At 71.6% G+C, this 23,853-nt stretch carries 17 protein-coding genes and 6 pseudogenes; 12 read left to right on the top strand and 11 right to left on the bottom strand.

Annotated elements, in window-relative coordinates; all coding sequences use genetic code 11:
• The first annotated feature begins 161 nt into the window (after nt 1–161).
• The 3 genes from B9S61_RS28625 to B9S61_RS28615 all read left to right on the top strand — a co-directional run bounded on the left by B9S61_RS28625 (nt 162) and on the right by B9S61_RS28615 (nt 3,018).
• Nucleotides 162–539: an SCO5918 family protein gene (locus tag B9S61_RS28625; protein WP_219819971.1), complete on the top strand. Its 378-nt coding sequence runs from the start codon at nt 162–164 to the stop codon at nt 537–539.
• Between the two features lie 157 nt (nt 540–696).
• The gene (locus B9S61_RS28620; protein ID WP_374936255.1) at nt 697–1,449 is read left to right on the top strand and encodes a sulfite exporter TauE/SafE family protein; all 753 of its coding nucleotides are present in this window, start codon (nt 697–699) and stop codon (nt 1,447–1,449) included.
• 120 nt (nt 1,450–1,569) lie between these two features.
• Nucleotides 1,570–3,018 (top strand): cellulase family glycosylhydrolase, encoded by a 1,449-nt coding sequence (locus B9S61_RS28615; protein WP_103544823.1) that lies wholly within the window; start codon nt 1,570–1,572, stop codon nt 3,016–3,018.
• Between the two features lie 130 nt (nt 3,019–3,148).
• On the opposite strand, the gene B9S61_RS28610 is transcribed toward B9S61_RS28615, so the two are convergent.
• Nucleotides 3,149–3,943, bottom strand: a complete 795-nt coding sequence (locus B9S61_RS28610; protein ID WP_103544822.1) for an SDR family NAD(P)-dependent oxidoreductase — start codon at nt 3,941–3,943, stop codon at nt 3,149–3,151.
• A gap of 171 nt (nt 3,944–4,114) precedes the next feature.
• Between B9S61_RS28610 and ppk2 the strand changes: the two genes are divergently transcribed.
• Nucleotides 4,115–5,122 carry a polyphosphate kinase 2 gene (ppk2, locus tag B9S61_RS28605; RefSeq protein WP_103544821.1) on the top strand — a complete coding sequence of 336 codons (1,008 nt, stop codon included), beginning with the start codon at nt 4,115–4,117 and terminating at the stop codon, nt 5,120–5,122.
• A gap of 6 nt (nt 5,123–5,128) precedes the next feature.
• On the opposite strand, the pseudogene B9S61_RS28600 reads toward ppk2, so the two are convergent.
• The 5 genes and pseudogenes from B9S61_RS28600 to B9S61_RS28580 all read right to left on the bottom strand — a co-directional run.
• Nucleotides 5,129–5,422 (bottom strand): annotated as a pseudogene (locus B9S61_RS28600) (alpha-xylosidase); the annotation flags it as partial.
• Nucleotides 5,406–6,335: a PP2C family protein-serine/threonine phosphatase gene (locus B9S61_RS28595; RefSeq protein ID WP_374936254.1), complete on the bottom strand. Its 930-nt coding sequence runs from the start codon at nt 6,333–6,335 to the stop codon at nt 5,406–5,408. The gene B9S61_RS28595 and the pseudogene B9S61_RS28600, both read right to left, overlap by 17 nt.
• Nucleotides 6,336–6,588: 253 nt before the next feature.
• Complete coding sequence (locus B9S61_RS28590) at nt 6,589–7,311, bottom strand: IclR family transcriptional regulator (RefSeq protein WP_258039902.1); 723 nt, start codon at nt 7,309–7,311, stop codon at nt 6,589–6,591.
• Between the two features lie 164 nt (nt 7,312–7,475).
• A pseudogene (locus B9S61_RS28585) lies at nt 7,476–8,008 on the bottom strand (glycoside hydrolase family 92 protein); the annotation flags it as partial.
• A gap of 156 nt (nt 8,009–8,164) precedes the next feature.
• Nucleotides 8,165–8,722, bottom strand: a pseudogene (locus B9S61_RS28580) (glycoside hydrolase family 16 protein); the annotation flags it as partial.
• Nucleotides 8,723–8,724: 2 nt separating this feature from the next.
• On the opposite strand from B9S61_RS28580, the pseudogene B9S61_RS28575 reads away from it, so the two are divergent.
• The 5 genes and pseudogenes from B9S61_RS28575 to B9S61_RS28555 form a co-directional block, all read left to right on the top strand.
• Nucleotides 8,725–8,994, top strand: a pseudogene (locus tag B9S61_RS28575) (UTRA domain-containing protein); the annotation flags it as partial.
• A 131-nt stretch (nt 8,995–9,125) separates the two neighbouring features.
• Nucleotides 9,126–10,331, top strand: coding sequence for a glycoside hydrolase family 64 protein (locus B9S61_RS28570; protein WP_103544818.1), 1,206 nt, complete (start codon nt 9,126–9,128; stop codon nt 10,329–10,331).
• Nucleotides 10,332–10,440: 109 nt separating this feature from the next.
• Nucleotides 10,441–11,541 (top strand): AI-2E family transporter, encoded by a 1,101-nt coding sequence (locus B9S61_RS28565; protein WP_103544817.1) that lies wholly within the window; start codon nt 10,441–10,443, stop codon nt 11,539–11,541.
• A 113-nt stretch (nt 11,542–11,654) separates the two neighbouring features.
• On the top strand, nt 11,655–12,212 hold the full coding sequence (locus B9S61_RS28560; protein WP_103544816.1) for a DUF1990 family protein: 558 nt from the start codon (nt 11,655–11,657) through the stop codon (nt 12,210–12,212).
• A 12-nt stretch (nt 12,213–12,224) separates the two neighbouring features.
• Nucleotides 12,225–12,796 (top strand): annotated as a pseudogene (locus B9S61_RS28555) (GNAT family N-acetyltransferase).
• 24 nt (nt 12,797–12,820) lie between these two features.
• Here the strand turns inward: B9S61_RS28555 and B9S61_RS28550 are convergent.
• Together B9S61_RS28550 and B9S61_RS28545 are read right to left on the bottom strand one after the other, a co-directional pair.
• The gene (locus B9S61_RS28550; RefSeq protein ID WP_103544815.1) at nt 12,821–14,737 is read right to left on the bottom strand and encodes a long-chain fatty acid--CoA ligase; all 1,917 of its coding nucleotides are present in this window, start codon (nt 14,735–14,737) and stop codon (nt 12,821–12,823) included.
• A gap of 103 nt (nt 14,738–14,840) precedes the next feature.
• Nucleotides 14,841–16,404 (bottom strand): annotated as a pseudogene (locus B9S61_RS28545) (von Willebrand factor type A domain-containing protein).
• Between the two features lie 555 nt (nt 16,405–16,959).
• Here B9S61_RS28545 and B9S61_RS28540 point away from each other — a divergent pair.
• From B9S61_RS28540 to B9S61_RS28530, 3 genes are all read left to right on the top strand, one after another.
• The gene (locus tag B9S61_RS28540) at nt 16,960–17,982 is read left to right on the top strand and encodes a LacI family DNA-binding transcriptional regulator (RefSeq protein WP_103544825.1); all 1,023 of its coding nucleotides are present in this window, start codon (nt 16,960–16,962) and stop codon (nt 17,980–17,982) included.
• Nucleotides 17,983–18,253: 271 nt separating this feature from the next.
• A complete protein-coding gene (locus tag B9S61_RS28535; RefSeq protein WP_103544814.1) occupies nt 18,254–19,390 on the top strand; it encodes a cellulose binding domain-containing protein in 1,137 nt (378 codons plus the stop codon).
• A 327-nt stretch (nt 19,391–19,717) separates the two neighbouring features.
• Nucleotides 19,718–20,794, top strand: a complete 1,077-nt coding sequence (locus B9S61_RS28530) for a lytic polysaccharide monooxygenase (protein WP_103544813.1) — start codon at nt 19,718–19,720, stop codon at nt 20,792–20,794.
• Nucleotides 20,795–20,893: 99 nt separating this feature from the next.
• On the opposite strand, the gene B9S61_RS28525 is transcribed toward B9S61_RS28530, so the two are convergent.
• From B9S61_RS28525 to B9S61_RS28515, 3 genes are all read right to left on the bottom strand, one after another.
• Nucleotides 20,894–21,616 (bottom strand): trypsin-like serine protease, encoded by a 723-nt coding sequence (locus B9S61_RS28525; RefSeq protein WP_103544812.1) that lies wholly within the window; start codon nt 21,614–21,616, stop codon nt 20,894–20,896.
• A gap of 397 nt (nt 21,617–22,013) precedes the next feature.
• On the bottom strand, nt 22,014–23,261 hold the full coding sequence (locus B9S61_RS28520) for a PP2C family protein-serine/threonine phosphatase (RefSeq protein WP_103544811.1): 1,248 nt from the start codon (nt 23,259–23,261) through the stop codon (nt 22,014–22,016).
• A gap of 141 nt (nt 23,262–23,402) precedes the next feature.
• Entirely contained in the window at nt 23,403–23,609 is a 207-nt protein-coding gene (locus B9S61_RS28515; protein ID WP_103544810.1) for a hypothetical protein, read from the bottom strand.
• Nucleotides 23,610–23,853 lie beyond the last annotated feature (244 nt).

The following is a 23,853-nucleotide window of genomic DNA, read 5'->3' as shown; positions in this document are numbered from 1 at the left end:
CCCTCCGTGACGACATGTCGAGAAAGCGACATGACGACATGGCGGTCCGGCCGCTCACGCGGCCCTCGACATGTCGTCGTTCGCTCCCGAACCGCTTCAGTCCCCGTGGGCCACTCACCCACCCGGTCGGCCCGTCTCCCTTCTCTCCCCTGAGAGGCAACATGCGCTGCGTCATCGCCCGATACCCGTTCGACCTGACCAAGGCCGGAGTCCTGGAGTCGATGAAGGGCATCACACCGGAAGCGGTCACGGGTGAGTCCGTGACCGTCGGCCGCCGCCGCTACCCCGTCAAGCAGGTGGGGCAGGTCATCACCCGGCAGGACCGCCGCGACTTCACCACCGGCGAGGTCGTCCGGGCCATGACCCGTCTCGGCTTCACCTGCCACGCCGACCCCGAGGCCGAACCGCCCGTGCGTGAACTCTCCCCGCTCGAGACGGCGTCCGAACTGCTGGGCCACCCCACCGGCCACCCCACCGGCCACCCCACCGGCCACGCGACCGGCCAGGCAGCCGGTCAGACAGCCGGCCGGCAGATCTGATACGCGAGACCGGCGAGCCCGACGCGGACCCCTCGGCGACCGCCGAAGGGTCCGCGGGCTGGCGTCGTGCCATGAACATCTGCACGGGGCCCGGTCGGCGTGGGACATCACTCTCCGGTCATGACGTGACCGGAGCCGCGGCGTGACCCCGGTGGAGATGCTCGGCGTCTTCGCGGCGGGCGTCGGCGCGGGCGCCATGAACGCGGTCGTCGGCTCGGGAACCCTGGTCACCTTCCCCGTCCTGCTCGCCACCGGCCTGTCACCCCTCACCGCCACGGTCTCCAACGCCCTCGGCCTGGTCCCCGGCGCCATCAGCGGCGCCATCGGCTACCGGCGGGAACTCTCCGGCCAGGGCCGCCGGGTCCGCAGACTCGGCATCGGCTCGGCGCTCGGCGGGATCACGGGGGCCACACTCCTGCTGGCCCTGCCCGCAGAGGCGTTCGAAACCATCGTGCCGACCCTGGTCGGGCTCGCCCTCGTCCTCGTCGCGCTCCAGCCCCTCATCGGCAGGAAGCTGCGCGGCCGTACCCGGCGCCGGGAAAAGCCCGCCCGTCGCGACGGCGGATGGCCCCTGTTCACCGGCCTGACGCTGGCCAGCGTCTACGGCGGCTACTTCGCCGCCGCGCAGGGCATCATCTACATGTCCCTGATGGGCCTGCTCCTCGACGAGCCCCTGCAGCGGCTCAACGCCGTCAAGAACGTGCTCGCCGCCATCGTGAACACCGTTGCCGCGACTTTCTTCCTGTTCGTCGCCGACTTCGACTGGACAGCCGTCGCGCTCATCGCGACCGGCTCCGCCCTGGGCGGACAGCTCGGGGCGGTGACGGGCCGCAGATTCAGTCCCGCGGTGCTGCGCGCCCTCATCGTCGTCATCGGCACCGCCGCTCTCGTCCAGTTGCTGCTCCGCTGACCAGGCCGTTCGGCCGGACCGGCGGAGCAGGTTTGTCGTGCACCTTGCAATCGAAGGCCGGCTCTGGTTCCTTCTGGTTAGGAAACTTTCCTAACCATCCAGTCCTGGACGGAGCCCCCCATGACACCGGCACGCTTCCAGCTACGCCCCGCCGCGGCCGCCGCGGCCCTCGCCAGTGCCCTCCTCCTCGCCCTGACCACCGCCACCGCGGCGCCCGCCGCACCGGCCTCCACCGGCGCGAACGCCGCCGCCCGATCGGAGACGGCGGCCGACCGCGTCACCGCGGAGATCACCCGCACCACCGCGTGGGAGACCGGGTACGGCGCCGACGTGTCGATCACCAACGACGGCGACACCCCGGCGGAGGGCTGGACGATCGAGTTCGACCTGCCCGCCGGTACGACGGTCGGCAGCCACTGGTCCGCGACCAAGACCCAGCAGGGGCAGCACTACCGCTTCACCGACGTCTCCTACAACCCCACCATCGCCCCCGGCGGCCGGCAGAGCTTCGGCTTCAACGCCTCCGGCACCGGACTGCCCCTCAACTGCACGGTCAACGGCCTGCCCTGCCAAGGCGGCGGCACCACACCGACCGATCCGCCCACGGACCCGCCCACCGACCCGCCCCAGGCAGGCACCCCCGTGGACCTCAACGGCCGGCTCGAGGTCTGCGGCACCAAGCTCTGCAACGAGCACGGCAATCCCGTCCAGCTGCGCGGCATGAGCACCCACGGCACCCAGTGGTACCCCCAGTGCCTGACCGGCGGATCACTCGACGCACTGGCCGGGGACTGGAAGGCCGACGTCCTGCGCGTCTCGACCTACGTGCAGGAGGGCGGCTACGAGACCGATCCCGCGCACTTCACCCGGCTGGCCGACTCCCTGGTCCAGCAGGCGAGCGACCGCGGCATGTACGTGATCGTCGACTGGCACATGCTCGACCCCGGCGACCCCATGGCGAACCTCGACAACGCCCGGAAGTTCTTCACCGACATCGCGAGCCGGAACAAGGGCCGCGACAACATCCTCTACGAGATCGCCAACGAGCCCAGTGACGTGAGCTGGTCACGGATCAAGAGCTACGCGGAGCAGATCATCCCGGTCATCCGCGGGATCGACTCCGACGCCCCCGTCCTCGTCGGCACCCGTGCATGGTCCTCGTTCGGCGTCTCCGAGGGCGCCGACGAGTCGGAGGTCGTGAACAGCCCGGTCAACGCCTCCAACATCATGTACGCCTTCCACTTCTACGCCGCCTCGCACCGGGACGAGTACCTGGCGGTCCTCTCCCGCGCCGCCGACCGGATCCCGGTGTTCGTCACCGAGTTCGGCACCCAGAACTACGCGGGCGAGGGCGCCGACGACTTCACGATGTCCCAGCGCTATCTCGACCTGATGGCGGACAAGAAGATCAGCTGGGTCAACTGGAACTTCTCCGACGACCACCGCTCCGGCGCCGTCTTCACCACCGGCACATGCGACAACAACGGCCCCTGGACCGGCACGTCGTCGCTGAAGCCGGCCGGCGTCTGGATCCGTGACCACATCAGGACCCCGGACAACACCGGCTGATCAGGCACCCGGTATCCGGCCATCCGGTGCCCGGATACCTGGCATCCGCCCGTCCGGCATCCGCCCGTCCGGCATCCGCCCGTCCGGCAACCGTGCCGGACGGGCGGGTCGGCAGGCAGGCCGGCGGTCCTCAGGGCAGGATCGAGTCGACATAGCCGCCGTCGACGCGCAGCGCCCCGCCGGTCGTCGCGGAGGCCTGGTCGGAAGCCAGGTAGACGACCATGTTCGCGATCTCCCCGGGCTCGATCAGCCGTTGCAGCAGCGACTGCGGCCGGTGCTCGCGCATGAAGGCGCGCTGCGCCTCCTCCCACGGAAGCCCACGGTCCACCAGCTCGTAGACGAAGTCCTCCACCCCGCCGGTGTGGGTGGGCCCGGCGATGACCGAGTTCACCGTGACCCCCGTGCCCGCGGCCTGCTTGGCGAAGCCCCGGCTCACGGCGAGCAGCGCCGTCTTGGACATCCCGTAGTGGATCATCTCGGCGGGAGTGACGATCGCCGAGTCGCTGGCGATGTACTGGACGCGTCCCCAGCCGCGCCCGGTCATGCCCGGCAGGAAGAGCCGGGTCAGCCGGACGGCGGCCAGGACGTTCACCTCGAAGTAGCGCCGCCACTCGTCGTCGGTGATCTCCATCGGGTCCGCCGCCCCGAAGACGCCGAGGTTGTTGACGAGGATGTCCACCCGTCCCAGGGCCTCGGCCACCTGTTCCGCGCCCGCCTCGGTGGTCACGTCCGCGGCGACCGGCACGAGGTCGGCGCCCGGCACCTCCCGCCCGATCGCGGCCGCACTCTTCCGTACGCGTCCGGTGGAGCGGCCGTTGACCGCGACCCGGGCTCCCGACCGCGCGAGTCCGGTGGCGATCGCGGCCCCGATGCCCTGGGTGGAACCGGTGACCAGCGCTGTACGGCCCTGCAGATCGATCTGCACGTCGTGAGTCCCCTCTGCCCCGGACACGGTGGACGGCGCTGCCCGCCCGTCGGCTGTTCCCGCAACGTACCCGTCGGGGCCCGCTCCCGCTCCCGGGCCATGTTGCCGGATTACCGCCCCGGGCTGGGGGACATACGCTTTCCGTAGTGCACCGGAGAGGCGGGAGACGACGTGACGGCCGAACACGCGGACACACCGGAGGGCCGTACGGAAGCCGGGGGGCCTTCCTCCGGCACGTCCGGTGACGATCTGCTCCAGGGGCTGGAGGTCGACGACCGGCGTCCGGGACGCCCCGTGCTCCTCGACGCCGACGGCGCCCCCATCGAGACGTGGCGGGAGAACCACCCCTACGACCGCAGGATGCGCAGAGCGGAGTACGACCGGACGAAGCGCCTCCTGCAGATCGAACTGCTGAAGATGCAGCGGTGGGTGAAGGACACCGGTCAGCGGATCGTGGTGGTCTGCGAGGGACGGGACGCGGCCGGGAAGGGCGGCACCATCCAGCGGTTCATGGAGCGCCTGAACCCCCGCGGTGCCCGCGTGGTGGCCCTGGAGAAGCCGACCGAGCGGGAGGCGGGACAGTGGTACTTCCAGCGGTACGTGGCTCATCTGCCGGCCCGGGGCGAGATCGTCTTCTTCGACCGGTCCTGGTACAACCGTGCCGGGGTCGAGCGGGTCATGGGGTTCTGCACGGAGGCCGAGTACCGCCACTTCCTCGAGCAGACGCCGATGTTCGAGCAACTGCTCACCGACGACGGCATCATGCTGCTGAAGTTCTGGTTCTCCGTGTCCCGGGCCGAACAGCGGACCCGCTTCGCGATCCGCCAGGTCGATCCGCTGCGGCGCTGGAAGCTGTCCCCGATGGACCTCGCCTCACTGGACCTGTGGGACGACTACACCCAGGCCAAGGTCGAGATGTTCCGGGCCACGGACACGCCCCACGCGCCGTGGACCGTGGTGAAGAACAACGACAAGCGCCGGGGCCGGCTCGAGGCCATGCGCAGCCTCCTCGACCGCTGCGACTATCCGGCGAAGGACCACGGGGCGCTGGGCAAGCCGGACCCGTTGATCGTGGGCGCGGCGGACACCCTGCTGGAGGCCGGTGAGGAGGAGGCGGTCCTCTCACCGACCCCCCTGGCCGGCCCCGGTCACGGCCCGGGGAGCCACCCGGGGACCTGACCCGGGTCACCCGAGCGGCAGTGTCACCTCGCCCGTACCCGTCGCCCGGGCCCCGCCGGGGACGCGCACCGCGAACGGCCGGTCGGTCCCCGTCGCCGTGACCCGCAGGACATCGCCGTCCCGCCGGACCCGGAACGTCGCGGCCGGCAGCCCCGCGGTGTCCGGCACGGTGACCTCGGCCGTGTAGCCGGGCGCGGCCGGCGGGTGCACGAGCAGTTCCGGCGCGTCCAGCCAGTCGCCGTCCGGCCGGGAGTCGTCGCCCGCCGGCGGCAGCACGGCGCCCTCACGGACGTACAGGGGCTTCCCGGTGCAGTGCGCTGAGGGTGCGGTCCGGCTCGTCGCACAGGTGCCGGGCGATGCCCTCGGTCAAGGGGGAGAACGCGCGGTCGGCGTCGCGGGCCTCGGTGACTCCGTCGGTGTAGAGCAGCAGCTGGTCCCCCTCCAGAAACGGCACCACCCGGAGGCACGGGGAGTCGTCGACGAGGGCACGCAGTCCCAGGGGCGGCGCGGGGTGGACGGGGTCCACCGGCCGCACGTCCGTGCCCCGGATCAGCAACGGAGCGGCGTGTCCGCAGTTGACCATCTCCAGTCGCCCGGGCTCCGGGTATCCGGCGACCACGGCGGTGACGAAGTCGTCGCCGCCGAGGTTGCGGGCGAGGCTCCGTTCGATCCGGGCCACGACCTCCCGGAGGTCCGGCTCGTCGTGGGCCGCCTCCCGGAACACGCCGAGCACGAGAGCGGCGGTCCCCACGGCCGGCAGCCCCTTGCCCCGCACATCGCCCATGATCATCCTGACCCCGTACGGGGTGGGGACGAGGGCGTAGAGGTCACCGCCGATCCGGGCCTCGGCCGCGGCGGCGCTGTAGCGGACCGCCGCCTGGAACGGGCCGACGATCTCCGGGACCGGCTTGAGCAGGGCGTGCTGGGCGGTCTCCGCGACCGAGCGGACCGCGGCGAGCACCCGCTCACGCCGTTTCCGCAGCACGCTCGCGAGCGTGCCGGCCAGGGTGACGGTCAGCAGTGCGGTGAGTACGAGGATCAGCTGCGAGGCCGCCATGTCGTGACGGGTGCCGATTCCCGCCCCGAGCAGGGAGGCCAGGAGGCCGACGCCCAGGACTCCGGCCGGCCGGCTGGTCGACGCCGCCAGTGCCGGCCCGGCGGCCAGCAGCGGCAGCCACGTCGTGCCCGTGCCGCCGAAGAGGTCGACGCACACGACGAGGACGACGATCAGTATCGGCAGGGCCGACGTACAGGCGGCCCAGTGCGCGATCGCCGGCGCCGGGGCCGACCAGGTGCGTCCGGTCCTCCACCGGTACGGGTCCGTCGGTGAATGGTCGCGTCCGTGCTGGGGGGGGCGTGACTCATGTGTCGTCCGGTGTCCTCACCTCTGTGCGGCGTACGCGCGTCCTGAAATATCTGCTCATTCAGGAAAGATGATCGTCGGAAGCGTCACAAGGATGTGCTTTTCAGATAGTGAGCGAGAGGCTCCGCGTCACCCGGCCGACGCTCGGGAGGAGCAGTTCGCGGACCTCGTCGATCCGGGAGAGCTGGTCCCTCGGCATCGACACACCGAGCGAGCCCAGCGTGTGGCCGCTGCGGACCGGCACCGCGACACAGACGGTGCCCACGGCGTACTCCTCCAGGTCCGTCACGGCCGGGGCCAGGGCGGTGGTCCCGAGCTGGCGGATCAGCGTCGCGGCCGTGGTGACCGTCCGGGGCGTGAGGTCGTGGAGGGGATGCCGGGAGAGGTACTCGCGGCGCGCCTCGTCGTCGAGCTCACGGAGCACGGACTTGCCCAGGGCGGTGGCGTGTCCGGCGTCCTCGAAGCCGACCCAGAGATCCGCCCGCGGGGCGCGCGGACCGTCGACGATCTCGGCGACCCGGATCTCACCGTCCTCGTAGAAGGTGAGGTAGGCGGCGCTGGAGAGCTCGTCGCGCAGCGCGGCGAGCACCGGCCGGACCCGGCTGAGCAGCGCCTGTCCGCTGCCCGTCGAGTGCAGGGTCTGCAGCCGGTCGCCCAGCACGAAGGCGCCGTCGTCCAGCTTGCGCAGATACCCGTCGTGTACGAGCGTCCGCAGCAGGTGGTACGCCGTGGCCAGCGGCAGCCCCGTCTCCCGGGCCAGCTGCTTGGCCCGCGCGCCGTTCTGATGCGCGCTCGCCGCCTCCAGCAGCCGGAAGGCGCGCTGCACGGAGGAGATGAGCGTCGGGCTCGCACCATGTGACCAGCCTGCGCCGACCACCCGCCGCAGGCAAGGCGGGNGGCCCCGTCCCGCCGGTGCGGGACGGGGGCTCTCACCGTACGGCCGTCAGTCGTCGGCGGCCGGGGCGGGCGGCACCGGCACCCCGTCCCCGGTCACGTACTGAGACCTGGAAACTCGAGATCGGGACGGTCGGTGAGGGCCACGTCGAACACGTGCATGACGCCGCGGTCGGTGCCCTGCGGCAGGACGGCGGCGGCGACCCGCTTCTGCGGCTTCAGGGGCTCGGGACGCGTGGCGAAGGCCTTGGTCTCGACCGTGTCCGGGCCGCCGGCGGCCCGGTTGCGTCCCGTCGTGGTCACCAGTGGCTCGCCGCCGAACCGGTGGTCCGTCCCGGGAGTCCAGTCGGTGAACCGCACCGGCACGGACCGGGTGGAGCCGTCGGTGTACTCGACCACCGCGGTGCCCTGCGCGGGCCCGTTGGTGGCGAGGCCGAGATCCCGGTCGCCGGCCGGCCGTCGAGACGGATGCGCTGTCCGTGCGGTATCCAGTTGTCGGGCTCCCCGGTCCCGGCGTCCGGCCAGGTGAACTCGATGCCGGTGTCGCCCAGCGGGAGCTTCGAGCCAGGCGCCGCTCCGGCCTCCGCCGGCCGCTGACGGGACAGGGAGCTGTCGCTGAGGCCGAGGGAAGCGTCTCGGGCTCGCCGGCGGAAGGACCGGGGAGAGATCGGGCGAACTCTGCGGGAAGGGGACCCGGTATCCACGCGCGGCCGGCCGGGGCTCCCGGCAGGGAGCCCCGGCCGGTGGGTCGGGCGGAGGGTACGAGTGGCGCGGCGGTCAGAGCGTCACGGCGCCGGGACCTCGTCCACGAAGGACGTGCCGGCGCCGCGGAGCGCGCCGATCCTCGCGCCCACCTGGGCCGGGGTGAGGACCTGGTCCTTGACGTGCAGCACGTAGTCGACCTGCTGGTCGTAGGCGCGGGGAGCGGTCGACGTCTGGTCGATCAGCCACTGGTTGAAGTTGATCGACATCGGACGTTCGGGCAGATACGCGGCGTCGTGGGTGCCGAAGTGCTGACCGTCGACGTAGTAGGTGATGGCCCGGTCGTCGATGGTCACCACCAGGTCGTGCCAGCCCGCGAAGCTCCGCCGGCTCTCGCTGTGCTGGTTGACGGCCTGCCAGGGGTCGGGGTTGTAGGTCTCCCAGGACGTGGTGTAGAGGATGTTGGCCGGCTCGCCCCAGCCGCCGTTGGGCAGGTACTCGAAGTCGTACTCGGCGTAGTCGTCGGCCATCGGGGCCTTGAGGTCGTTGATGGTGAAGAAGGTCTGGACGACGCGGTCCCCGTCCGGACCGTACTTGGGGGCGTCGGAGAACCTGACCCGGGCGGCGTAGGTGCCGTTGCGGGGCCGAGGCGGATCTGCTCGATGTGCCGGAGCTCTCGCCCGCCCTGCTGTTCGAACGGCTCACCACCGACACCGGCGGCCGCCCGGTCGAGTACGTCCACTCCCTCTACCGGGGTGACCGCTACCGCATCGTCTCCCGTCTCACGCTCGGCCCGTCCACCGCACGGCCGAAGCCGCCCGAGGGGCACCATCCGGGCATCCCCCCGGGCGACTTCGCCTCCGGTGCCCCCGTCACCCTCTCGACCCACGGCGTGGTGCAGGGCGGAGGCTGAACGGCCGTCGCGGCGAGATGGATGAATCCGGAATCAGAGACTCCCAACTCGTTGACAGGTCCATATCAGAGCGAGACGCTCTGAGAGCGCTCTCAGGACGGTTCCCGGCCACAGTCGAACGGAGAAGGGCCATGCTGCGCACACTCAAACGCCGCCTCACAGCAGTGGTGTTGAGCCTTGCCACGGCGCTCGGCGGCTCATTGCTCGCCACCGGGGTGTCGTCCCCCGCCCATGCCGCGGTCCCCGACACCATCCCCCTGACCATCACCAACAACTCGGCCCGCGGCGAGCAGGTGTACGTCTACAACCTCGGCACTCAGCTGTCCACCGGCCGGCAGGGCTGGGCCGACGCGAACGGCACGTTCCACCCCTGGCCCGCCGGCGGCAACCCGCCCACGCCCGCACCCGACGCCTCGATACCGGGCCCGGCGGCAGGACAGACCAAGACCATCCGCATGCCGAAGTTCTCCGGCCGCATCTACTTCTCCTACGGCCAGAAGATGGTCTTCAAGCTGACCACCGGCGGTCTGGTGCAGCCCGCCGTGCAGAACCCCACGGACCCCAACCGGAACATCCTGTTCAACTGGTCGGAGTACACGCTCAACAACGACGGCCTGTGGATCAACAGCACTCAGGTCGACATGTTCTCCGCTCCCTACACCGTGGGCGTGCAGCGCGCCGACGGCAGCTCACTGAGCGCGGGCCGTCTCAAGCCCGGTGGCTACAACGGGGTCTTCAACGCCCTGAGGGGTCAGTCCGGAGGCTGGGCCAGCCTGATCCAGACCCGGCCCGACGGCACCGTCCTGCGTGCCCTGTCCCCGCTGTACGGAGTGGAGACGGGCGCCCTGCCGGCCTCGGTCATGGACGAGTACATCAACCGTGTCTGGCAGAAGTACTCCGGCTCGACCCTGACGGTCACCCCCTTCGGTGACCGACCCGACGTCAGGTACTTCGGCCGGGTCTCCGGCGGCGTCATGCACTTCACCAACAGCTCGGGCGCCGTCGTCACCAGCTTCCAGAAGCCCGACGCCTCGTCCGTCTTCGGCTGCCACCGCAATCTCGACGCCCCGAACGACCAGGTGCGCGGCCCGATTTCACGCACCCTGTGCGCCGCCTTCAACCGCACCACGCTCTTCAGCAACGCGCAGCAGCCCGACGCGAGTGCGGCCGGCTTCTACCAGGAGCCCGTCACCAACCACTACTCCCGGATCATCCACGCGCACATGGCCGACGGGAAGGCGTACGGCTTCGCCTTCGACGACGTCGGTGCCCACGAGTCACTCGTCCACGACGGCAACCCGCGCCAGGCCTCACTGACCCTGGCCCCCTTCAACTGACCGCTCCCGTACGGCGGGCACGGCGGCAGCGCCCGAAGCCCGGGACCGGCGTTCTTTCGGCACGGTCCCGGGTGATCACAGCGGCCCGGGGGCCCCGTAGGGTGCCTCCATGTCTGCCACGTTGAATGCGGGGAAAACCCGTTCCGCGCTGCGCACCTCGGCGCGTGTCTCCGGTGAACTGCTGCTGGTCCTGGTGGCGGCCGCGGTGGTGCTGTGGCTCCTGGGCCGGATGTGGTCGGTGGTCTGGCCCCTCGTGGTCGGTCTGCTCCTCACCACGCTCACCTGGCCCCCGGCCCGCTACCTGCGGCGGCGCGGCATGGCCCCCGCGCTCGCCGCGTCCCTGGTGACCGTGCTGTTCCTGCTGGTGGCGGCGGGCACCGTGGCACTGATCGCGGTTCCCGTGGCGTCGGAGTCCGGCAAGCTGGGCGAGGGTGTCGTCGAAGGTGTCGAGCGGCTGCGCGAATGGGCCGCCGGGCCGCCGCTGAACATCGACGACGCGCAGATCGCGGACGCTTTCGACTCCGCGACCGCCCGCCTCCAGGACAGCGCCGGGTCCATCGCCACCACCGCCGTCACCGGTGTGAGCACCGTCATCAGCGGTGTGGTCACGGCTGTACTGGCGCTCTTCCTGATGTTCTTCTTCCTCAAGGACGGCCCGCGCTTCCTGCCCTGGCTGCGCCGCCAGCTCCCCGGCCGGCTCGCCACCGACGTACCCATCGTGGTCAAGCGCTGCTGGCTCACCCTGGGCTCGTTCGTGCGGTCGCAGGCACTGGTCGGCCTGTTCGACGCCGTCCTCATCGGACTGGGCCTGTGGATCCTCGACGTACCGCTGGTGCTTCCGCTGGCGGTGCTGACCTTCGTGTCCGCGTTCGTGCCCATCATCGGCGCCCTGTTCGCCGGACTGGTCGCCGTACTGATCGCCCTGGTGTCCAACGGGCTGATGGACGCGCTGCTCGTGCTCGCCCTCATCATCGTGGTGCAGCAACTCGAGGGCAACGTGTTCCAGCCCATGATCCAGAGCCGGGGCCTCGGGCTGCACGCGGCCGTCGTCCTGCTCGCGGTGACCCTCGGCGGCAGCCTGGCCGGCATCGTCGGCAGCCTGCTCGCCGTACCCGTCGCCGCGCTGATCGCGGTCGTCTGGAACTATCTGCGCGAGCAGCTCACCGACCCGCCGCGGGAACCCGCGACGGGCGACGGCCCGCCCGCCTGACCGGCACGCCGGCACCGCACCGAGAGGAAGCCCTTCATGACGTACGACATCACCGCCCTGCGACGTCGACCGGCTCCTGGCCGGCCTGGCGGCCTTCCTGGAGGGGCCGGCGCATGAGTGACGGCACCGGCCTGACCTACCCCGCCCGCGGTGCCACCGCCCCGGCCGCCCCGCTCTGGCCCGCGTCGCCGTCCGGATTTCGCCGGTACGAGAGAACCGTGGCGATCGGGCACGGCGCGGACGCCTGGACGGCGGCCAGGGACGCCGTCGTGCGCTGGGAGGTCAAGCGCCGCAGCGGCTTCTCCGTCACCCCTGCCGACGGAGGCGGCCTCAGGATGCGGGAGGGCGGGCGGTACACCGTCACGGCGGGACCCGGCCGGTTCGCCGTCCGTGAGCCGGTCGAGGTCGTCGCCGTGGTGGAGACGGCCAACCGGTGCGGTTTCGCCTACGGCACCCGCCGGGGACATCCGGTCAGCGGGGAGGAGGCCTTCACCGTGCACCGGGACGACGACGGCCGCGTCCTGCTGACCCTGCGCTCACTGACCCGGGCGGCGCCGGCGGGCCCCTGGCGGTTCTTCTTCCCCGTCCTGCTGCTCGCCCAGTCCGGCGCCCGTGCCCGCTACCTCCGCGCGCTGAAGGGAAACGGCGGGGCACCGTCCCTGGGGGCGTGACATCGTGACCGTATGGCCATCGAAGTCCGCCCCGCCTCCGTCTTCGAGGACGTACGTGCCCTGGTCGGGCCCAAGTCGCCCGGGGCGAACGTCTGCTGGTGCCTGAGCCACCGCATTCCCTCGAGGATCGACAACGAGCTCCGCGGCCCGGCCCGGGCGAGTACGTCGCCGAACTGTGCCGGACCGGCACGCCGATCGGCGTGCTCGCGTACGACGGCGACGAGCCGGTCGGCTGGGCCGCCGTCGCACCGCGTGCGGACACCTCCTTCGCACGCAACCGCAGGATCCCGCACGTCGACGACCTGCCGGTCTGGTCGCTGTGGTGCATCAGGGTGCGTCCGGGTCACCGGAAGAAGGGCATCTCGCACGGCCTCATCACCGGCGCGGTCGAGTTCGCCCGCACCCGGGGCGCCCCCGTTGTCGAGGCGTACTCCCTCGACAACGGCGACGCCCGCGTCGACCCGACGATGGCGTACGCCGGGATCCGGAGGAACTTCGAGCGGGCCGGCTTCACGCATGCCGCCGACACGACCTCGGTCCTGTCCGGGCACCCCCGCGTACTGATGCGGCTCGACCTGCGCTGACGTCCCGGGCGGCTTGCGCGCGGGTCAGGAGTACAGCGCCGCGATCTCCGCCGCGTACGCCTCCTGCGCAGCCTGCCGTTTGACCTTGAGCGACGGGGTCAGCAGTCCGTTCTCCTCGGTGAACTCGCCCTCGATCAGGGTGAAGGCGCGGATGGACTCCGCACGGGAGACGGCCTCGTTGGCGTGATCCACGGCCTTCTGCGCCTCGGCCCGCATCCGGGGATCGCGGACGAGCTCGGACACCGGGGCGCCGGCGGGCAGTCCGCGTACCGAGAGCCAGTGGGCGACCGACTCGGGGTCGAGGGTGATCAGCGCCGCCACGAACGGCCGGTTGTCGCCGACGACGAGGCACTGGCCGACGGGCGGGCGGCTGCGCAGCCGGTCCTCCAGGACCGCGGGGGAGACGTTCTTGCCGCCCGAGGTGACGATGATGTCCTTCTTGCGCCCGGTGATGGTCAGATAGCCGTCCTCGTCGAGGGATCCCAGGTCACCGGTGGTGAACCAGCCGTCGTCGAGCACCTCGTCCGTGGCGGCCGGGTTGCCGACGTACGACCCGAAGACGATGCCGCCCCTGACGCACACCTCACCGTCGTCGGAGATCCGGACCGCCGTGCCGGGGACCGGGAGGCCGACCGTGCCGGGGCGGGGGCCCAGCGGCGGGACGATGGTGGCGGCCGCGGTGGTCTCGGTCAGGCCGTAGCCCTCGTAGACCATGATCCCGGCCGCGTAGAAGAACAGATTGAGGTCGCGCTCCAGCGGGGAGCCGCCGCTGATGGCGTACCGCACGCGCCCGCCGAGTTCCTTGCGGACCCGGCGGTAGACCAGCAGGTCGTAGAGCGCCCAGGCGGCGTACAGGCCGGGGCCGGGGCCCTTTCCGCGGCCCAGGAACCGGTTGAGGTGTGCCTCGCCGAAACGGACCGCGACACGGTGGGCCCGTTCGAAGGAGGCACCGCGGCCCAGCTTCCCGGCGGTGGCCCGGCCGGTGTCGTGGATCTTCTCGAACAGGTAGGGGACGCCCACCAGGAACGTCGGGCGGAACGCCTTGAGCTTGGGCCGCAGCTCGTCCGGCTTGATGCTCGGGCAGTGGCCGATCTCGATCCGGGCCATCAGGCAGGAGATCTGCAGGGTGCGGCCGAGGATGTGGGCGAGCGGCAGGAACAGCAGGGTCGAGGCGACCTGGTCCGTGACCTCCTTGAAGACCGGGTGCAGCAGTTCGACGGTGTTGGCCGCTTCCGCGTACAGGTTGGCGTGGGTGAGGACGCAGCCCTTGGGGCGGCCGGTGGTGCCGGAGGTGTAGCAGACGGTCGCGACGGTCTCGGGCGTCAGGGCGGTACGCCGCTCGGTGACCTCCTCGTCGGACACTCCCTCGCCGAGTGCGGTGAGGTCGGCGAGGGCGTCCGCGTCCAGTTCCCACACGCGCGGCGGCGCGGGATGGGCGGCGGTGCCCGCCTTCACGGTGGCGGTGTTCGCGGCGGTCTCCGTGACGACGTACCGGGCGCCGGAGTCACGGACGATCCACTCCACCTGCTCCGCCGAGGAGGTCGCGTACACCGGCACGGTCCGGCCGCCGGCGGACCGGATCGCGAAGTCCAGGACCGCCCACTCGTAGCGGGTACGGGACATCACCGCGACCCGGTCACCCGGTTCCAGCCCGGCGGCGATCAGCCCCTTCGCCACGGCGGTGACCTCATGGGCGAAGGCCGCCGCCGTGACCGGGTGCCAGGCACCGGCCCGCTCGCGGCGCATGACCACGGCGTCGGGGGCCTCCGCCGCGTTGGTGAACGGGATGTCGGCGGTGCTTCCCGTGGCCGGCCGTGCGGCGAGGGCCGCCGTACGGGCCTCACGGACGATGCCCCGTTCGTCCCTGGCGGTCTCCACCGCGGCCCGGGCCGCCGGCCCGGTGCGTCGTTTCGCCCGTTTCAGATCCTTGCGTACGCCCATGACGGCTCCCGGTCGCGGCTGATGCTCTCGTGCTGGTTGCTGCCGTGCTTACTTACTCGAAAGTCAACTTACCGGCGCGTAACGACGAGTCGATGGGCCGGGGTCAGTCCAGACGGTCCGCCGCGCGGATCGCCTCGGCCAGTTCGCGGACGTCCTCGTCCTCGGTCCGTTCCGCCAGGGACCCTGCCCGCTCGGAGAGTTCGCCGAGGCCCGGGGCGCCCGGCAGGGCGCCGTGGCGGCGGTCGGGGGAGCGCAGCGCGTCGGCGAAGCAGGCCGCGGTCGCGGTGACCGCCAGACCGCGCCGGCCGCGCCAGACCGAGCCGGCCAGACCGTCGGTCTCCAGGTCGCCCGCCTCCTCGTGCGGGGTGCGGCTGTCGGGGTCCAGCCAGCGCACCGTCGCCGTCGCCAGGTGCCCCTCGGCACCCGGGCGGGTGCGCACCGCGTACAGGGCGGTCACGGTGTGACCCGGGCCGACCTCCCCGCCGTCCACCCGGTCGTCGCGGAAGTCCTCGTCGGCGACCCGGCGGTTGTCGTAGCCGACCAGGCGGAACTCGGCGACCGTCTCCGGATCGAAGGCGACCTGCGCCTTGGCGTCACGGGCCGTGAGTTCGATGTTCCTGGGCAGCTGCTCGGAGAAGACCTGCCGCGCGTCCTCCTCGTCGGACACGTACACGGTGTGGCCGTCGCCCCTGTCCGCGAGCCTCTCCATCAGCGCGTCCCCGTAGTCACTGCCGACACCCACGCCGAACAGGGTGATGCCGTACTCGCGGCGGGACTCGGCGATACGCTCCAGGATCCCGTCGGCGTCGGTCTCCCCGGTGTTGGCGAGGGCGTCCGAGAGGAGGACGACACGGTTGGTGGCACCCCTGCGCAGCCCCTCGACGGCCGTCTCGTACCCCGTCCTCACCCCGGCGCCGAGGTTGGTGGAGTCGGTCGGCTCCAGGCTCCGCACGGCGTCGTGGATCTCGCCGCGGTTGCCGCCGAGCCGGGTCATGGGCAGGACGGTCTCGGCCTCGTCGCTGAAGGTGACGAGGGCGACCGAGTCGTCGTCGCGCAGCCGGTCCGTCATCGTGCCGAGGGACTCCTGGGCGAGATCGAGACGCCCCGGTTCCGCCATCGAGCCCGAGATGTCGATGACGAAGGTGAGGGCCGCGGGAGGCCGTTCCCCGCTGGGTTCGGCCGGTCTGGTCGCCAGGCCCACGCGGACCAGGGACCAGTCCTCCTCCTCGGTGCGGGCGCCGTCCACGGTGACCGTGAAGCCGTCGCCGCCGGGACGCTCGTAGTCCTGCCGGAAGCTGTTGACGAACTCCTCGGGACGGACGGCCGACGGGTCGGGCAGGCGGCCCTCGGCGAGGGTGCGGCGGGCGTACCCGTACGAGGCGGTGTCGACGTCCAGGGCGAAGGTCGACAGGTAGTCGGGCGCGGGAGCGATGTCACGCGAGTCCTGCTCCCCCTCACGCCGTTCACCGTCGTACCGGCCCTCCGGGCCCCGCGGCCGGTCCGGGGCGGGCACCGGCGCCGCCCCACCGCCCCCCGCGGCCGTACGACGAGTCGCCCGCCTTCGACCCGCCGTCGTTCCCCCCACTGCATCCGCTGAGCAGCAGGCCGCTCGCCGCCGTCAGCGCGACCAGTATCCCGACCGGCCGACGTGTCCTGTGCCACCTCATCGTCCCTGCACCCTCGGTTGGCTGATGCCTACTTCCATGACTGTGACGCCGGGGCGGGCGGGAATGTGCGGTACGAAGCGTTGCGGGTGCGTCTCGAAGTGGGCACGGAGAGGGCCCACCGAGACCGGTAGGTGATCCTCCGTTGACCTGAGGGACCACACGCCCGCGGCCGAGTGAGCTCCGGGGCGGTGCAACGGGGGCGCGTGGACGGCATGCGTGGGATGCGTGGCGCCACTCGGCGGGGCGGGCCGTGCGCGTGGCTTCCGGCACCCATGGGTGGCTCGTGGCGCCGCCTGCGGGGTCCTCGCGTCCTCGGCGTTCTCGTCGCAGCGGGCGCGTTCCCGCCCGTACCGAGCCGCCCGTCGGGTCGTCCGCCGAGCCGCCCCGTGACGCCGTACCGGGAACCGCGTCCGCCGGCCGTCGGGGCTCGGGGCAGTACGGGAGACCTGCCCCGGCACGTCAACTCCGCGCTGCGGACGGGACGATGCCGTGTGAAGAGACCGGCCGTACCGGGCCCCGGGCGCCGTAGGATCGGGTGATCTCATGGGGGTGGTCATGGTCAGGCAGCGTCCCGGCACACCGACGCTCGAGGAGGTGGCCGCGCTCGCCGGTGTGGGACGCGGCACCGTCTCCCGTGTCATCAACAACGCGGCGGGCGTGAAGGAGTCGACGCGCCGTTCCGTGCAGCGGGCCGTCGCCGAACTGGGGTACGTCCCCAATCTGGCCGCCCGTTCACTGGCGGGGCGGCGCGCCGACGCCGTCGCGCTGGTCATGACGGAGCCGGACTGGCGGATGTTCGGTGAGCCCTTCTTCTCGGAGATCGTCCGGTCGGTCGGCGACGCGCTGACCGACACCAAGGTGCAGCTGCTGCTGACCCTGGTCCGCACCGACGCCGAACGCCGGCGCTTCGTGGAGTACGCGCGTGGCGGCCGGGTCGACGGTGTCATGCTGATGTCCGTGCACGCCGAGGACGCGCTGCCCGACATGCTCGCCGAGGTGGGGCTGCCCACGGTGCTGCTGGGGCGCCGCTCGGGTGACGAGGGCGTGACCTACGTCGACGCGGACAACGCCGGCGGCGCCCGCAGCGCGGTGACGCATCTGCTGGACTCCGGCCGCCGCTCGGTCGCGACCGTCACCGGGCCGCTCGACATGTACGTGGCCCAGTGCCGGCTGCGCGGATACCGCGAGGCGTTGCGGCGGGCCGGGGTCGAGGACCGGTCCTCCTGGATCGCCGAGGGCGACTTCTCGGAGGACAGCGGGCGCCGTGCGACGGCCGAACTCCTCGCGCGGGCACCGGAGATCGACGCGGTGTTCGCCGCCTCGGACACCATGGCCGCGGGAGGGCTGACCGCCCTGCGCGCGGCCGGCCGCCGGGTGCCGGAGGACGTCGCGGTGATCGGCTTCGACGACTTCCCGCTCGCCCAGCACACCGACCCGAAGCTGACGACGGTACGCCAGCCCCTGGAGGACATCGGCCGGACCATGGTGCGGCTGCTCCTGGAGGAGACGGAGGACTCGGCGGTGGCCTGGCGGCACGTCATCCTCCGTACGGAACTGGTGCTCCGCGGCTCCGCCTGACCCGACCCGCCCTGTCGGCCGCCGCTCCGCGCGAGGAGGCACCACCACCGAATGTTTCGGGAGCGCTCCCGGCCCAATGCGGACTTGTGGATCACCCCTGCGACCTGCGGTTTCGAAAAAGATTCGACGCGTCCGTGCGCACAGTCTTGTCAGGGACATGTGGGCCTTCTACAGTCCCGTCCCGAACCACCAATGGGAGCGCTCCCATCACATGGGGAGACGGGAGCGCTCCCGCCGATCGCCCCCGCACCCTCCTGGAGAGGCCCCCCGCATGCGACGGTTACGGCACCTGACCCGCGCCCCACGCGGCCTGTTCGCGACACTTCTCACCGCTTTCGCCGTCGTCGCGGCGCTGGTGACCGCGACGGCTCCGGCCCAGGCCGACACCACGGTCTGCGAGCAGTTCGGATCGACCACCATCCAGGGACGCTACGTCGTCCAGAACAACCGCTGGGGCACCAGCGATCCCCAGTGCGTCACCGCCACGGACACCGGCTTCCGCGTCAGCCAGGCCGATGGCTCGGTCCCCACCAACGGCGCCCCGAAGTCGTACCCGTCGGTCTTCAACGGGTGCCACTACACCAACTGCTCGCCGGGAACCGGGCTCCCCGCGCGGATCGGCGGCATCTCCCGCGCACCGAGCAGCATTTCCTACGGCTACGTCAACGACGCCGTGTACAACGCCTCGTACGACATCTGGCTGGACCCCACGCCGAGGACCGACGGCGTGAACCGGACCGAGATCATGATCTGGTTCAACAAGGTGGGCCCGGTCCAGCCGATCGGCTCCCAGGTCGGCACGGCCACCGTGGGCGGACGCAGCTGGCAGGTGTGGTCGGGCGGCAACGGGACCAACGACGTGCTGTCGTTCGTCGCGCCGTCGGCGATCGGCAGCTGGAGCTTCGACGTCATGGACTTCGTCCGGGAGACCGTCGCGCGCGGAATGGCCCAGAACGACTGGTACCTGACGAGCATTCAGGCGGGGTTCGAGCCCTGGCAGAACGGGGCGGGGCTCACGGTGAACTCCTTCTCCTCCAGCATCGAGACCGGTGGCGGCGACCCCGGCGACCCGGGTGACCCCGGTGACCCGGCGGCGTGCGCGGTGTCGTACGCCACCAACGTGTGGCCCGGCGGCTTCACCGCGAACGTCACGGTGCACAACGCCGGTTCGGCTCCCCTCGACGGCTGGGCGCTCGCCTTCACCCTGCCCTCCGGGCAGCGCGTCACCAACGCCTGGAACGCGTCCGTCACTCCCTCCTCGGGCGCCGTCACCGCCAGTGCGACGGACAGCAACGCGCGGATCGCACCCGGCGGAAGCCAGAGCTTCGGGTTCCAGGGAACCTACAGCGGCTCCTTCACGCCACCGAACGCCTTCCGTCTGAACGGCACCGCCTGCACGACCACGTGACCTGTCCGGGGAGCCGGCCCGCGTGACCGGCCCACGCGACCGCCCGCGTGACCGGCCCACGCGACCGCCCGCGTGACCGGCCCGCCCGGTCCTCCCTGGGCCGTGCACCCGCCGCGTAGCCCGCTCCGGGGCCTGCTCTTCCTCCCTGCGCCGCCAGGGCGGGCCCCGGCTTCCACCCGCCGAACCCCGGGCCTGCGGCCCGTCCACCCCTGCGCCCCCTGCCCGTCCGGTCGACGCCCCTCCCCGGACGGGCAGGGGTTCCACTCCTTCCGCCCGAACCGACCCCCTGGTTGCTCCTTCCACCCCACAACAGGCACAGGAGATCCCATGGCCCTACGCAACAGATTGCTCTCCCTGGCAGCGGTACTGGCCACCCTCCTCGGAGGGCTCGGCCTGAGCTTCCTGTGGCAGAACGACGCGCAGGCGCACGGCGTGTCGATGATGCCCGGCTCGCGCACCTATCTCTGCCAGCTCGACGCCGTCACCGGCACCGGGGCACTGGACCCGTCCAACCCGGCGTGCCGGGACGCACTGAACCAGAGCGGCGCCACGGCGCTGTACAACTGGTTCGCCGTGCTGGACTCCAACGCGGGTGGCCGGGGCGCCGGTTATGTGCCGGACGGTACGCTCTGCAGCGCCGGTGACCGTTCCCCGTACGACTTCTCCGCCTACAACGCGGCCCGCTCCGACTGGCCCCGGACGCACCTCACGTCCGGATCGACGATCAAGGTGAAGTACAGCAACTGGGCTGCCCACCCGGGTGACTTCCGGGTGTACCTCACCAAGCCCGGCTGGTCGCCCACCTCCCAGCTCGGCTGGAACGACCTGGAGCTCATCCAGACCGTCACCGACCCCGCCCAGCAGGGCTCACCGGGCCAGAACGGCGGCCACTACCACTGGGATCTGAACCTGCCCTCCGGCCGCTCCGGGGACGCACTGATCTTCATGCAGTGGGTACGCTCGGACAGCCAGGAGAACTTCTTCTCCTGCTCCGACGTCGTCTTCGACGGCGGCAACGGCGAGGTCACCGGTATCGGGGACGCGGGCGGCGAACCGGACCCGGACCCGACCCCCACGGACCCGCCCCCGCACACCGGTGAGTGCATGGCCGTCTACAACGTGGTGAACTCCTGGGGCGGCGGTTTCCAGGGTTCGGTCGAGGTGATGAACCACGGCACGTCGCCGCTCAACGGCTGGGCGGTGCAGTGGAAGCCCGGTGACGGAACCCGGATCGGCAGTGCCTGGAACGGTTCCCTGTCCACCGGCTCGGACGGCACGGTGACGGTCAGGAACGCCGACCACAACCGGGTGATCGCGCCCGACGGGAGCGTGACGTTCGGCTTCACGGCCACCTCGTCGGGCAATGACTTCCCGGTGGGGACGATCGGCTGCGTGACGCCGTAGCACCGGCGGCGTGGGCCGTCGTCCACGCCACCGGCCAAGGGCCCCGTACCGTGACGCGCGCGTCACGGTACGGGGCCCCGGCTCGGGTCCGGGCCCCGGTCAGACGCCCGCGACCGACTGGATCCAGGAGCGGTACGCCGTCACGTTGGTGTACGCGGTGGTCGTCTGGCGGTCACTGGTGGAGGCGACACCGACCTGGATGCCGTTCGCCATCATCGGGCCGCCCGAGTCACCGCCGGCGGTGATGCCGTCGCCCCGGCGGGCACAGATGGCGGAGCCGCCGTAGGCGTCACTGCACCCGCTGGTGACCGTGACGTTCGCGACCTTCAGATACCGGGACTGGCAGTTGGCCTCGGAACCGCACCGGGAGGTGGCGCCCCAGCCGTAGACCTGAACGCTCTGGCCGACGCGCACGGTGCCCGGCTGGCCCAGGCGGGCGTAGGTCGCCGACACGGAGCGGTCGAGCCGGACGAGCGCCAGGTCCGAGCCGTGGGTGTAGGTCTGGGTGCCGTTCGCGACGGTGCCGCCGCTGTGCTGGTCCAGGCTGCCGATGCGGAACGACAGCCCGCCGCCACTGACGCAGTGCTTGGCGGTGAGGATCCAGGTCGGGGCGATGATCGTCGCCGAGCAGGTCTCTCTGCCGTTGGAGAAGAGCCGGGCGGCCCAGGGGCCACTGCCGGCGTACCCGCCACCGATGATGGGCTGCGGGCCCTTGGTGACCGGGGGCACCGGAGCCTCGGCCGCGCTGGCGTGGGGGGCGAGAAGCGCGAGGACGGATACCACTGCCGCGATGAGAGCGGGAACGAGCCTTGATATGCGCAAGGTTCCTCGATTCGGGAGACACGTCCATGGACGTGTGAGCGTGGGGGGTGAAGGCCCCTGGGAGCCGAACCCTGACGAACTCACCTGACGGGCAGGGGAGTTCGCCATGGGCATGGCCCAGAATCCCGGAGAATCGTTGAACAGTGGTACTAACACTTGGTGATAACGCGGTGCTATAGCCGATCCGTGGGGGCGTGGGCGCCCCGATGCTCACCGACGGGAAGGCTGGGCCCGGAGCGGCACGGCGCGGGCGCAGGACAGGACGGCCCGGCGGCTGCCGGACGGGCGGGCCGGACTACAGGGTGGGCCGGCCGGACTGCGGGGCAGGCCTGGTACTGCGAGGCAGGCCGGTGGCGCTGCGGGGCAGGCCGACGGGAACGCGAGGCGGGCCGGTGGGTCAGAGGCGGACGATGATCAGGGCGATGTCGTCGGGTCCGCCGTCGGCCACGCCGAGGCGGGTGAGCAGCGTGTCGGCCAGGTCGTCGGGGCTCAGCCGGGCGTGGCGGGCCACGGCGTCGGTGAGGCGGAGCAGCCCGGCGTCGATGTCCTCACCGCGGCGCTCGACGAGACCGTCGGTGTACAGCACGAGGGTGTCGCCCGGCATGTAGTGCACCGTGGCCTGGGGGCGTGGCCTCTGGTCGGCCAGGGCACCCAGTGGCGGATCGGTGGCCTGGTCGAGCAGGACGGTCGTACCGTCCGGGCGGCACAGGACCGGCGGGAGGTGACCGGCGCTGGTGTAGGTGATGCGGCGGTTGCGGCGGTCGACGACGGCCTTGACCGCGGTCGTGGCCAGCGCACTCTCGAACGTACGGGCGTACCCGCTGAGGACGTCCATGGCCTTGCCGGGTTCGGAGAGGGCACGGACCGCCGCCGACAGCGCGCTGCGGAGCATACCCATCACGGCGGCGGCCTCCAGTCCGTGCCCGACCACGTCACCGACCGCGACGGTGAACTTCTCGTCGGGCAGATCGACCACGTCGTACCAGTCACCACAGACGTTGAGCGACCGGGTGGCGGGCATGTAGCGCACGGCGATCTCGCTGTGCCCGGCCAGGTCCGGCGAGTGCAGCATGGCCGCTTGCAGGGCGAGGGCGGTCCTGCGTTCCCAGTCGTGGGCGTGGCGCAGTTCCTCGTTGAGCACCTGGAGGTCCTGTGCGCGCGTGAACAGCTCGGCCTCGATGCCGCCGCCACCCCGTTCCGTGGCCGCGATCCCCGGCTCGGCCCGGAGCGGACGGGACAGCATGAAATCCGTCATGTCCTCCACCCGGTGGATGATCCACCGGACCTCTCCGCCGGGCCCGAGAACGGGCGTGTTGACGGGGGACCACCACCTTTCCTGGAACACCCCGGGGCGCCCGGTGACGGCCAGGTCATACTTCTGCACCGCCATCGTGTCCGGCTGTTTCGTGCGCAGAACCCGGTCCAGTGAGGCGGCCACGTTGCTCACCCCGGTGGCGGCCGGATCATCCGGATTGTCGGGGTGCACCTCGAAGAGGTACCGGCCGACGAGCTCTTCCCTCGTCCGGCCGGCGGCCTGGAGGTACGCGTCGTTGACCGCGACGATCTGCAGATCGGGGGCCAGCACCAGGTAAGGGCTGGGCGTCGCGGCGAACAACGTCCCGTAGTCGACCCGCGGTGTGCTCACGTACGCTCTCCCAGTCGGTGCGCCGGACTCCCTTGCTACCAGTATTCGACCATGCGCCCGGCTGTGAGCGGCGGACTGCCGGCTTCTCCGGAGATGCCGCGCGGAGGCGCTCGTCGCGGGGGGACGCGTGCCGTATGCCGCTCAGCGGAGGCTGTTGCGCAGGCGGGTGACGGCGGCCTGCAGGTCGTCGAACGCGCGCTGCTCCTGGCGCGGAGTCGTACGCGCCGTCGGGAAGAGGCTCTCGCCCGCCGCGCGCGCCCGGGCGTAGGCGTCGAAGCGGACGACGACTTCGTCGATCAGGTCCTGCGGTCGGGGAGAGGGTTCACAGGGATCTTGCTGGCGCGGCATGGCGGTCATTCCGGGGGAGGGGGAGGGGGATACGGCTGTGTGCCCGTGCGGCGGGTCTGCGCAGGGTCACCGGAGGCTTCCGTACGGCACCGGACGCCGACCGGATTCCCGGCACACAGGGATGAACCATAGGCAGTCTCCCCGGGCGGTTACCGGTCGCCAGGTCGGCAACCTTGCGGGCCGCCCGGTTGCCGGGAGCAGGCAGGGTGGGGGTGTATGCGCCTCGCCGGACACGGGTGCGACG

It is taken from the genome of Streptomyces sp. SM1 (assembly GCF_002910825.1).
GTDB classification, from domain to species: Bacteria; Actinomycetota; Actinomycetes; order Streptomycetales; family Streptomycetaceae; genus Streptomyces; species Streptomyces okerensis.
The sequence above is the reverse complement of the archived record's forward strand: the minus strand, read 5'-3'. Positions and strand labels throughout refer to the sequence as shown.

Excerpts from the sequence above, each read along its gene's own strand:
- B9S61_RS28625 (WP_219819971.1), top strand. The coding sequence starts at position 162 with ATGCGCTGCGTCATCGCCCGATACCCGTTCGACCTGACCAAGGCCGGA.
- B9S61_RS28620 (WP_374936255.1), top strand. The coding sequence starts at position 697 with ATGCTCGGCGTCTTCGCGGCGGGCGTCGGCGCGGGCGCCATGAACGCG.
- B9S61_RS28615 (WP_103544823.1), top strand. The coding sequence starts at position 1,570 with ATGACACCGGCACGCTTCCAGCTACGCCCCGCCGCGGCCGCCGCGGCC.
- B9S61_RS28570 (WP_103544818.1), top strand. The coding sequence starts at position 9,126 with ATGCTGCGCACACTCAAACGCCGCCTCACAGCAGTGGTGTTGAGCCTT.
- B9S61_RS28565 (WP_103544817.1), top strand. The coding sequence starts at position 10,441 with ATGTCTGCCACGTTGAATGCGGGGAAAACCCGTTCCGCGCTGCGCACC.
- B9S61_RS28560 (WP_103544816.1), top strand. The coding sequence starts at position 11,655 with ATGAGTGACGGCACCGGCCTGACCTACCCCGCCCGCGGTGCCACCGCC.
- B9S61_RS28550 (WP_103544815.1), bottom strand. The coding sequence starts at position 14,737 with ATGGGCGTACGCAAGGATCTGAAACGGGCGAAACGACGCACCGGGCCG.
- B9S61_RS28540 (WP_103544825.1), top strand. The coding sequence starts at position 16,960 with ATGGTCAGGCAGCGTCCCGGCACACCGACGCTCGAGGAGGTGGCCGCG.
- B9S61_RS28535 (WP_103544814.1), top strand. The coding sequence starts at position 18,254 with ATGCGACGGTTACGGCACCTGACCCGCGCCCCACGCGGCCTGTTCGCG.
- B9S61_RS28530 (WP_103544813.1), top strand. The coding sequence starts at position 19,718 with ATGGCCCTACGCAACAGATTGCTCTCCCTGGCAGCGGTACTGGCCACC.
- B9S61_RS28515 (WP_103544810.1), bottom strand. The coding sequence starts at position 23,609 with ATGCCGCGCCAGCAAGATCCCTGTGAACCCTCTCCCCGACCGCAGGAC.